At 36.6% G+C, this 11,999-nt stretch carries 7 protein-coding genes; all 7 read right to left on the minus strand.

From position 1 onward, the window contains the following. Positions 1-5 precede the first annotated feature (5 nt). Positions 6-1,046, minus strand: coding sequence for a family 43 glycosylhydrolase (locus C8C87_RS00260; RefSeq protein WP_121340726.1), 1,041 nt, complete (start codon positions 1,044-1,046; stop codon positions 6-8). A 19-nt stretch (positions 1,047-1,065) separates the two neighbouring features. Further along, entirely contained in the window at positions 1,066-2,874 is a 1,809-nt protein-coding gene (locus C8C87_RS00265) for a glycoside hydrolase family 2 protein (RefSeq protein WP_121340727.1), read from the minus strand. 184 nt (positions 2,875-3,058) lie between these two features. Next, positions 3,059-4,807, minus strand: a complete 1,749-nt coding sequence (locus tag C8C87_RS00270; RefSeq protein ID WP_121340728.1) for a sugar-binding protein — start codon at positions 4,805-4,807, stop codon at positions 3,059-3,061. A 3-nt stretch (positions 4,808-4,810) separates the two neighbouring features. Next, entirely contained in the window at positions 4,811-5,866 is a 1,056-nt protein-coding gene (locus tag C8C87_RS00275; protein ID WP_121340729.1) for a glycoside hydrolase family 43 protein, read from the minus strand. 58 nt (positions 5,867-5,924) lie between these two features. After that, positions 5,925-7,100 carry a cellulase family glycosylhydrolase gene (locus tag C8C87_RS00280; RefSeq protein WP_121340730.1) on the minus strand — a complete coding sequence of 392 codons (1,176 nt, stop codon included), beginning with the start codon at positions 7,098-7,100 and terminating at the stop codon, positions 5,925-5,927. Between the two features lie 78 nt (positions 7,101-7,178). Then, complete coding sequence (locus C8C87_RS00285; protein ID WP_121340731.1) at positions 7,179-8,702, minus strand: RagB/SusD family nutrient uptake outer membrane protein; 1,524 nt, start codon at positions 8,700-8,702, stop codon at positions 7,179-7,181. Between the two features lie 18 nt (positions 8,703-8,720). Continuing rightward, the gene (locus tag C8C87_RS00290) at positions 8,721-11,732 is read right to left on the minus strand and encodes a TonB-dependent receptor (protein WP_121340732.1); all 3,012 of its coding nucleotides are present in this window, start codon (positions 11,730-11,732) and stop codon (positions 8,721-8,723) included. Positions 11,733-11,999: the final 267 nt, after the last annotated feature.

Raw genomic sequence — 11,999 nt, forward strand, 5'->3', positions numbered from 1 at the left:
AAAACCTATCTAGCGGGAATTTCTAATTTTGTTCCTTCACTAACGGGTTCTCCAAACACTGGAAATCCATTCGAATCCCAGTTTATTTTTTGCATTCTTGGCGCTCTTTTATTTCCGCATCCTTCTCCTGGATTAGAGTTAGCGTGGTACAAAATCCAGTCTTCTTTTCCGTTTGGAGATTTAAAAAACGAATTGTGTCCGGGAGCAAAAACTTGGTTTTTTACAGATTGTTGGAACAATGGTTTCTCTGATTTTACCCAAGAAGAAGCATCGAGTAAATCTCCATTTCCTTGAAAATGCAACAAGCCCAAAGCATAAAAATCGGTCCAACAGCCACTGGCAGAATACACGATAAATACTTTGTCATCGTGCATTAAAAACTGTGGTCCTTCATTGACATTTACCTGAGGCGGATTATTCGGGTCGTTCAAAGCGCCGTGTGTTTCCCAATCGAATGTTGGTGAAGAAATCAAAACCCGATCGCCTTCTATTTCGCAAGGATTTTTCATTTTGGCAATGTAGATATTCTGCTGTCCGTTAGTATCGCCTTCCCAACCGGCCCAAATCATGTAAAGGCTGTTTTTGTAGGTAAAAACATTTCCGTCAATCGCCCATTTATCTGTTTTTGCAGCTATTTTACCTTTAAATTCCCATGTTCCTTTAAAAGGATCTTCTGATTTGTTTTCGATAACATACATTCTGTGGGTATTATTATTTCCATTGTCTGCGGCAAAATAGACGTACCATTTGCCATTGATAATATGAAATTCCGGTGCCCAAATATCTGTGGAATAATCCGTGTTTTTTGGTGCTGTCCAAATGGTTTTACTTTCCGCATTTTTTAAATCAGCCAAGCTTTTTGTTTTCCATAATACCAAACGATTTTGCAAGGTATGGGTGTAATAATAATAGCCATTGTAATAGGTGCTGTACGGGTCTGCACCAGATGGCAAAATAGGATTGGTAAAGGTTTCTTGTTGCGAATAGGCTTCTGAATTACAGCCCGAGGCAATAATATATACAATCAGTATTAAGTATTTTTTCATTATAATTTTTTTAGTCCGATTAATGATTTAGAGCATCGATAACCTCTTTGTTAATAGTTCTTACTTTTTCGAAATCCATTTTGTCCACTTTTCTGTCGTAGGTCATAAAACCATTTACTTCTCCTTCTACGTCAGTAGTTTGCGTATAAACTGCCGCAGAAAATCCAGTTTTGACTAGTTTTTTTAACTCCTTGGCATACTTGATATATTCATTGGTAACTTCGGTAGCGTTTTTGAATTTGATATAACCCCAATTGTCGTTTGCTTTCCACAAATGACCTTCAAGCGGTAATCCTATTCCGCCATATTCACCAAGAACAGTAATTCGTCTGGCATCATAAAGATACAATTCCGGTCCGGGATATTTGTGTAAATCCAAAATATCGCCCGTTTGGAAATGATTTCCTCCGCTGGATGAATTCACTAATCGGCTAGGATCGTGATTCTTGGTCCACTCGGTAATTTCAACCGTTTTGAATTGTCCCCAAGCCTCATTAAAAGGTACCCAAACTACAATACTTGGGTACGAATACAAATGGTCCATAATGGCTTTCCATTCTTTTTTATAAATCTCTTCCGATTTAGGCGTTCTTTGCAATTCAGTACCTTCAAAATATTTTTTGTCTTGCCATATAGGCTGTTCGTCACCACTTGGCATGTCTTGCCATACCAAAATTCCCAGTTCATCACAATGCGTATACCAGCGTTCCGGTTCTACTTTAACATGCTTACGAATCATATTAAAACCTAATTCTTTGGTCTTAACAATATCATATTTTAAAGCTTCATCGGTAGGAGCAGTGTACAATCCGTCTGGCCACCAACCTTGATCTAACGGTCCAAATTGGAAATAATCCTTGTTGTTTAATTGCATTCTAAGCACGCCATTTGCATCTCTTTTAGACCCAATTTTTCGCATCGCAAAATAACTTTTTACTTGGTCGACAACTTTTCCGTTGCTAATCAATTTCACATTGGTTTTGTATAAAAAAGGAGATTCCGGAGACCATAATTTTGGATTATTTAAAACAATTTCTAAGTTTTCCCCAACGGAAGCTTTCCCGGTTGCAATTGTTTTTGAATCATCATAAACGGTCACTTCGATTAGATCACCATAACTCGCCCCCGCAACCTCAGGTTTGATACTAATCACATTTTGATCAATATTTGGAGTAGTTTTAAGCGTTGTAATGTTCTTTTTATTTACTGGTTCTATCCAAACCGTCTGCCAAATTCCCGTAACGGGTGTGTACCAGATTCCTTCCGGATTTTTCACTTGTTTTCCTCTTGGTTGTGTTCCTTCATTGGAAGGATCCCAAACTTTTACCGTTAATTGCTGTGTTGTTCCAGTTATGAAAGGAGTGATGTCAAAAGAAAACGGAGTATATCCGCCAGTATGTGAACCAATTTTAACGCCATTCAACCAAACTTCAGTTTTCCAATCCACTGCACCAAAATGAAGTAAAATATTCTGGCCTTTCCAGTTGGATTCTATGTTGAAAGTGGTGTTGTACCAAAGTTCATTTTTAGCGCCTACTTCTTTCATTACGCCAGACAAACTGGATTCTACTGCAAATGGTACTAAAATTTGACCGTCATATTTTGCAGGAGCTGATTTTCCAACTTCTTGAATAGCGTAGTTCCATAATCCGTTAAGGTTTTTCCATTCCTTGCGCTCCATTATCGGACGGGGATATTCAGGAAGTACCAGTTTTGGATTTACTTTATTCGCCCATTCTGTTTTGATTTTTTCTCCAGCTGGTTTCCATTGTGCGGATAATGATAATCCTAAGCATAAAAAGAGAAGTACTGTTACATTTTTTTTCATCGGTATCTAATTTATTTTGGTGTACCTCATTAAAAAATGAGATACTTTTTTTCTATTTTCTGTTACTAAAAATTACCAGACTATTTAAAAACAGCCTGGTAATCAAACAAACCTAACACAACTAACCTCCTTTTAGTGACGTTTTAAACCATTATAAACGCCCTGTCTTTTTTACCTTTTTGTATTAATTCACCAGTTTTAAAGTGGACCAAGAATACGGTTTGTCACTACTATTGGGTGCAATACTTTCAGTATAATTATTTGTTCCTTTTTCTCTAAGTTCAATGTTGTAGCCTATCCTGGTTTGTTTTGCAGGCATTCCACCTAATACATTCCACGGTATTTTGACTTCTATTCGATACCCGTTTGTAGTTTTGACAGTCGCTGTCGCAATTCCTTGCGAATCCTCTAATTTTTTCCATTTGCTGTTTTCTCCTTCGTATATCGAAAACATATTGGATTGTCCTAATTCCAGTTTGAAAATGGATTTTCCCGAGGCGATTAAATTTCTGTTTTTAGGGTCTAAATACAAATTCAAACCATCGCTTCCGGTTAACGCATCGGTACTTATAATTTGGCTGTCTTTTACCTGGGCAAAAGCATACAGAAATTCAGTGTCATATGTAAAATTGGCTTCTAATTGAGTGTTGCTTTTTTGACCAATAAAAACAGGGCTTTTCTTTTGCCAAACCGCTTCATTGCTTTGTCCGTCAATTATGGCTGTTTCTTTTGTCGCATTGATTTCAGGTATAACGCGTCCTTTTATCATCCAGATTTGGGATGAATTCGAAAATTGATTTGTGGTAGTTAAAGCAACAATCGTATCGTCATCCAACACTTTTATACTGTTCCATAAAGCCGATTTTCCGCTCGAAAGTAGAAATGGAGTAGATTTCCTGTTGAAATTTTTAGCATCATTAGTACCAATAACCACTTTCATATCGGCATTATTAATGTCGTTAGTTGCTCTGTTTTCGGTTCCTTGGTAGGACATCAAAACTTCTCCTGTACTAATTTGTGACAGATGCGGAGCGCCCGCATAAACCGGGTTGCTCAATACTTCTTCCAAAGCATAATTCCTGTTATTGCTATTCGCATCGACGGTTTGTTTCCAGTTTTCTGTAATTGTGTTTCGAATGATATACGGTTTAAACTGATTCTCAACGCTATTGTCCTCAATAGAAAAAACAATTTCATTTTGGTTTTTTAATAGAATCGGAGAGGGCATTCCATCTCTTTTTCCGGCTCTGAAACTCACAATTTCTGGAGTTGTTGACCATGTTAATCCATTATTTGAAGAACGAATCAGCGAAATGTTTTGCTCATTGGAATTGCGGTACACATTTTCATTGGAAAAAAACAATTGAATTTCGCCACTCGGAATTTGTAATGCTGAAGGTTCCCAACAGCCGTTTTCAAACTCAGAACTGGCTTCATACACGATTTGATTTTCTTTCCAAGTCAAACCTCCGTCATAACTTTTAATCGTATTGATAGAAAATTTTGCAGTGCCGTTCCCAGCAATTGGTCTTGGATTATAACAAATCAAAATAGAATTATCCTTTAATTGTAAAATATCAGGTGTGGTCATGTTCACCAAAGTATTCCCGGAAACTACTGTAATGGGTGCGCTCCAAGTGCTGCCAAAATCACTGCTTGTTTTAACTAAAATTGCTCCGCCGGATTCATAAGTGCACATTAATTTCTTGTCGTTTAATTGCACTAATCTGGCGTATCCATTGTAATCCGTATTGTTTTTATCCGAAACCTGAACTAAGGAGTTATAGTCCCAAGCGATTCTGATGCCTTCTACAGCTGGTTTGGACGCAATGTTTTCTACAACTGGTTTTTCATCAATCATATCCGGTGAATCGCTACAGGAAAGTAACGGGATGAAAATAAGTCCTAGAAATGCATAGTTTATTTTTTTCATTTTTTACTTTTTGGGATTCGATTCTGTTTTGGTAATACCAAATTTTTGCACCAAACTATCGTACTCTTTTGTGGATATAGAAATCATGCAGCCGTGTCTTGCTTTTTCAGGTAAACTGTATTTGTCCCAGTCGCTATAAAAAGTATATCCCGATGCTTGAAACCAAGGCCCGTTTAAATTATCTGCAATGGATAATCCATAAGAAACTCCAGGATATTGCTCGTAATACATATACCAAATTTTATCATCTGGAGATGGAATCAACATTGGTGCTTCCCTGAAATTCGGACTGATTGATTCCTGCGGTAAGGAATAAGGCCCTAACAACGATTTTGATTTAGCAATTCGGATGGTTTTTCCCGTTGTCCAATATAAAGTAGGGTAGGTTTCGTCTTTTAAAATCGCGTAATAAGAATCTCCCACTTTTCTGATGAATACATCAATTGTTCCCATGTCCCAATCAAACAATCGATTTGGAGTGCCTTCAAATGTTTTTAAATCTTTGGACATCACATAAAGTGTTCTTTGACTTGCCCAATAGGCTTCCGGATCTTCTTTAGAACCTGGTTTGTGAGGTGTATGCCATGTTAACATAAACTTTGCGGAGTCTTTGTCGTAATATAATTTTGGAGCGCCTATTCTTTGTAATGCGTTAGAATAATCAGGAGTGCTTTTTAGGTTTGGCGTATAAACAGCATGCTTTTTCCAAGTTATTAAATCATCAGAAACCCATATATTAATTTCTGGTGAATCATCGCTGGTGTTGCCTGCTATATAGTATTTGCCGTCTGGACCTTTGCAAATATCCGGGTGTCCTTGATATTCAGGGAAAACTCTTTTGCCATTGTTTAAATTAGTCCAATGCAAGCCATCAAGACTTACAGAATAATACAGTCTGCCGTAATCATTATGAGTCATGTGCGCAAATAAATAGGCTTCGTTCTTCGGTTTTGAACCTTTTTGCACTTGTCCCGGCGGATTGGGTTGCTGCGCAAATAATGCCGTTTCTAACAATAAAACCGCAAGTATTAAAACCGTATTTAGGATTCTGTTTTTCATTCTTTTTGGTGTTATAACCCTATTTTATTGAGTAAAATAGGGTTAGTTTTAACTTTTTTTATTTGGCATTAGCCTCAGAAGTCATTTTTTTAATTAAATCGGTTTCTGCTTTTTTATAAGGCGTACCGTCAGTATGAAATACTTCGTGAAACCATAATTCCGGTTCCGCATCGTATTTTTTAGTCCAGCTGTCCCAAGAGTATTTCGTTTGGCTTTTGCCATCAACAAATCCCCAGTTAATCATCCCTACATTATACTTTCGTGCTATTGGTAAAAAACCTTCAAATGTACTTCCGTTTGGACGCGCCATATATTCGGTACATAACAATGGTTTTCCGTAGCGTTGCAATTGTTTGATTACTTTTTCAAAATCTTGCGGCTTGTTATAATTGTGAAAAGAAATAATATCCGATTGCGCTAATTGCAGTTTGTGCATGGGCAGCATTTTAGTTTCATCACTCCAATCGCCAACCCAAACTCCAGAAGTTAATGGTTGTGATGGGTTTGTTGATCTTGCCCATTGAAACGCTTTTTCTAAAAGAGGCAATATTAAATCTGCTTTGTTTTTAATTTCGACAGCCTCATAGGATGGTCCAGTCATGTTGTCCGGTTCATTCCAAACGTCCCAAGCCAGTACACGATTATCGTCTTTAAATTCAGCTACGGTTTCTTTTACATATTTTTCTAAACGAGGATATTGTGTAGCATCCTGTAATACTTTTTGACCCGGACTTTGTACCCAGCCTGAGTTGTGAACATGCGGTTTTGGGTCGCGTTGTTTACCAGATTTTGGAAATGGATCCCAACACGAATCGAATAAAACAAATACGATTTTGATATGATGTTTATCAGCAATTTCTAGAAAGGTGTTCATTCTTTTGTAAAGACCTTCAGCATCATCTTTGTGCAGTAAATCATGTAGATAAACACGCATGGTATTCATTCCGATTTGTTCTGCCCAACCCAGTTCTTCATCAATTCTTTTAGGGTCAAAAGTATCCTCTTGCCACATTTCCAGTTGATTTATGGCTGTGCTCGGGTTATAATTTGCCCCTACAAGCCACGGCTGTTTTGCATACCATGCATTGGCCTGTTCTTTTGTCCAGATTTCCCTTTTTTCAACAGCTGTTGTTGTTGCATTCTTCTCTTCCTCTGAACTTGATTTCGTTTTGTTACAACTAACTAATAGGATTCCAGCCAACATAAGTGCCAGATACAGTTTTGTTTTTTTCATTATAATTTTTTTTATTGGGACAAGTTTTTGCTAATTTTAGAGGAATGATTCTGGAACCATTCCCCTAAAAATTATAGTCTAATATTCCGGGTGTTGACTCAAATTTGGGTTGTTATCAACCTCTACTTGAGGAATTGGTAATCTTTGATTCTTTCCAACAACAAAGTTTTTGAAATCAGGATCACGAAGTGCAATTTTATCCACAGCAGCTTGAGTGTCTAAATCTCCCCAACGTTTTAAATCTTCCCAACGAACACTTTCGCCAGCCAATTCTAAAACGCGTTCCATTTTTAATTGCTCTAAGAATTTAGTTTTATCATTCCCAATTTCAGGATGCGCAACTGCTAAAGTTCCTATGTTTGCACGAGCTCTTACCATATCTACATATTGGTAAGCACCGGCAGTATTTCCTGTTTCGTTCAAGACTTCGGCGTAACGTAATAAAATATCTGCATAGCGAATTAATCGGTAATTTACTTGGCTGTAATAATCTTCATTGTCTCTGTAATAATCCCTGCTGCCTTTTCTAAACCAAGCTTCAGTTCCCCATTGCCACGTTTTATTGTATGTTTTGTCTCCAAAATCAGCCAATAAACTAGGATAAAACAAAGTGTATCTTAATCGGATATCTAAACCACCGTCTTTGTTTTTTTCTTTTTTGAAAGCGTCAACTAACCACATTCTGGCTTGTCCATCTGACCAACCAATACTTCTTGGAGCAAAAAACTGAGCACGGTTGCTGGAAACAGCAGCACTTGGACCTTCGTCAGTTCCACCTTTTCTTTGGTCTCCAAACTGAATTTCAAAAACAGATTCGCTGTTATTTTCATTCACATCAGTGAAATTATCTCTGTAATTGGATACCAAACTGTATTTTGCACCGGCACCTGAGATTAAATATTCTAAAGCTGTTTTTGCTTCCGTCCATTTGCGTTGTTGCATGTAGATTTTAGCAAGCATTGCTTTTGCGGCACCTTTATCTGGTCTTCCTGTTTGATCTCCAGCCCATTCATCAGGTAGGTCAGTGTATGCATCATTTAAATCAGTTTCTATTTGTGCCCAAACTTCGGTGATGTTTTTTTGTTCCGGACGATCGTTTGGTGTTGATGGCTCTAAAACAATTGGAATGTTTTCCCAAAGGATTGCCGCATAATAGTAATGTAAGGCTCTTAAGAATTTCGCTTCCGCTAAAATTTTCTTTTTGTCGTCTTCATTTTTGAATTCGATTTTTGGAACATTGGCAATTACTTGATTGCATCTGAAAATGGCTTTGTAAGTATCTCTCCACGTTACATTGTTGCCTTCCCAGAAATTGTAATTAATGTAATTAAATCTCGTCCAGTCGGCTAATTCTATCCATGGACTTTGGCTATAGCCTTCGTCTGAGGTTAAATCTAAACGGAAATAAATCCATCTGGCCCATAAACCATCTTTGTAAAACATGGCATAAACAGAATTTATTCCTGCTTGCGCATCACTTTCTGTAGACCAATATTGAGTTGTTGTTAATGTATTTGGGTTGTCAAGTTCCAACTCATCATCACATGAAGACAAGGATAGGAGGTTGAGGAAAACTACAGTTATTAAAAATATTTTTTTCATTATGCTATTTTTTTAAAATTAAAAACTAAACTCCACACCAAATGAATAGGTTTTTAGGTTTGGAAAAGAACCTACATCTACGCCTCTTTCAAAAATATTACCATTACTGAACTCAGGATCTAACCCTAAATATTTTGTAATTGTAATCACGTTCTGTGCTGATAAAGAAAATCTGGCGCTTGTAAGACCCACTTTTTGTAAAATGTTTTCAGGTAGGTTGTAACCAAATCCAATGTATTTAAGTCGGATGAAATCACCGCTTTCTAAAAAACGATCACTATCACCTCTAGCGTTTAGAGTAGTTCCTTTGACAATTCTAGGGAAATCCGTGTTGGTGTTATCAGGAGTCCAAGGTTGAATACCGGCTCTGTAGTTACTATCGTCATCAAAACGGTCAACTGTACTTCTAAATCCGTTATAAACCGTTGCTCCGTGAGAGCCAATCCAGTTCATGGAAAAGTCAAAACCTTTGTATGAAGCACCGGCATTGAATCCCATTTCAAATTCCGGCCAAGGACTTCCTACAATGTCTTTGTCTTCATTTGTAATTTCGCCATCGTCGTTAACATCTTTAAAACGGATGTCTCCAGGTTTTGCATTTGGCATAATTACTTTTCCTGCAGAATTTACATAACTTTGAATTTCATCTTGGTTTTGGAACAATCCATCTGTTTGTAACACATACCACATTCCTACGGCATTTCCTGCTTTGGTGATTGTGTTTCCTTGAATATGTTGGTTTTGTCCGTTACCAAGAGCAACTAATTTATTGTTTAGTTTGGTAAAGTTTATAGAGGCATTGAAGGAGAAATCATTGATTTTTTTGCTGTAGCTTAAATCGAATTCGAATCCTTTGTTTTCTACTGTAGCAGCATTCGAAATAGGATTTCCTCCGTCATTTCCGGTTGTCATTAATATTGGGAATCCAAATAAAACATCTTCGGTACGAGCAATAAAATAATCAGCGGTTAAACGCAAGGAACTGTCAAGCATTCCTAAATCCACCCCAATATTGGTTTGTTTTAGTTTTTCCCAACGCAATTCAGCGTTTGCCAAACGAACTTGAGTAGCTGATGGATATAAAGTTTGTCCGTTACCAAGAACAATAGCACCAAAAGTGTTTATAAAACCTTGGTATTCGTAGTTTCCAATGTTTCCACTTCCTAATTCCCCATAACTGGCTCTTAATTTCAAATCGTTGATAAATTCAGATTTAAAAAACGATTCATTGCTGACTCTCCATCCTAATGAAGCCGATGGGAAATTCCCCCATTTATTGGCATCACTGAATTTTGAAGAACCGTCACGTCTGAAAACAGCATTAAATAAATAACGTTCATCATAGTTGTATTCCAGTCTTCCCAGATAAGAGGTTAATGCAGCTTCGTTTCTAAAACCACCCACTTCTGCTTGATCTCCTAAATTTAAAACATCAAAATACTCTCCTGTGCTTGGATTAACTAAAAGATTTCTTTTGGTACCATAAATTTGGTTGTAATTGTCTTTTTGAAATGTTTGACCTGCCAAAACAGTAATATCATGTTTGCCAAATTCTTTCTTGAAAGTCAATGTGTTTTCCAATAATTTAGTTTCTGAACGACCTTTGTTTTGGTTGATGAACGATTGTTCAAAAGGCTGATTCAACGTCCAATTTCCTAGTTTTCTAATAAAGTTGTAGCTGTCAAAACTGGTTTCGTAACCAAAATTAAAGCGATACTTTAAAAAAGAAGCCAATTTTATTTCCGACCATAAGTTTCCTCTGATTCTGAAATTTTCGTTTGTAGTATCAAGAAAATCAGCTAATGCCAATGGATTTGTTCCAAAAGTATTTGCCACACCTTGTTTTCCGTAACCATAACCTCCAGGATTAGTTTCGTCATAAACTGGAATTGTAGGCAATAATCGGTAAGAATCAATAATCGGATTACCGGACATTTCATCTGTTTTAGAATTACTGATGGCTAAGTTTTGACCGATGCTGAAAATACCTTTTGTACCGCTTGAATTTACTCTAAACGAAACACGGTCAAAATCAGTTGAGATTACAGTTCCTTTATTCCCAAAATAATTCGCTGACATGAAAAAAGTTGAATTGTCTCCACCGCCCGAAAAACTGGCGTTATAATCCTGAAGCAATCCTTGTTGTGAAATTTCTTTTTGCCAATCAGTATTCACATCAAGATTTAAGTTTTGTCTCGGAATACCCGCATTATCATAGGCTTGGAAATTGAGTTTTGAAAACTCTTCCGTTCCCATCAAATCATATTTTGGCATCGTTGAAAAACTCGTTTTAGACGAAACCTCAATTTTTAAAGGTCCTTTTTTTCCTTTTTTAGTGGTAATAATGATTACACCGTTTGCAGCTCTGGAACCGTAAATAGCCGCTGCAGATGCATCTTTTAAAACCTGAATGGTTTCAATATCATTTGGATTGAAATCTCTGTTAGCTGTGGTAATTAAACCATCAACAACATACAGCGGATTTGTGTTTTGAAGATTTTTAAGACCACGAATTTCAATACCGGCTTCTTGACCAGGTCTTCCGCCACCTCGAACTTTAACACCAGTTACTAAACCTTGCAGGCCTTCTGCCATTGTGGTTACTTGTCTTTTCTGAATTTCATCTGCTCTGACTACTGAAATAGCTCCGGTAAGATCTTTCTTTTGTTGCGACCCATATCCTACGACTACAATTTCATTCAATGCAAGAATGTCCTCAGCTAAAGAAATATTAACGACAGTTTCTTTAGTTACCGTAATCTCTTTCGTTTTGTATCCTTGATAAGTAACAACAAGAATTTGACCTGTTTTAGCGGTAATGGTGAAATTTCCATCAAAATCTGTTGCGGTACCATTTGTAGTATTCTTTACAAGGATATTGGCAAGTGGAATAGCATCTCCGTTGACTGCGGATGTTATTTTTCCCGTAATTTTAATTTGCTCTTGAGCATAACTTTGTTGTAGTAAAAAACTAAAAAAAAGTAAGAGGTAATATCTCTTCTTTAAAATTTGGTTGAATTTTGTTTTCATTGATTTTTCATTTTAAATAGTTTTAATTTGTTTTGGTTTTTGAAAGGATTATAAATTTTAATCGTCTCTGATTCGAGCAAAAAAATAATTAAGATTGCTCTCTAATAGAATTTGATTCATTTTTTTCAAATTAATGATTGTGTATTTTTACCAACTTTTTTTTATTGATATAATAATTTTATTGTGAATAAAATATCAATATCTTTTTTATTTGGAAATTCAAATTAGACCATTTTTATTCAAAAAAATTCTATTCATTTGTGTCAA

Origin of the sequence: Flavobacterium sp. 120 (genome assembly GCF_003633605.1) — a bacterium.
Taxonomy (GTDB): domain Bacteria; phylum Bacteroidota; class Bacteroidia; order Flavobacteriales; family Flavobacteriaceae; genus Flavobacterium; species Flavobacterium algoritolerans.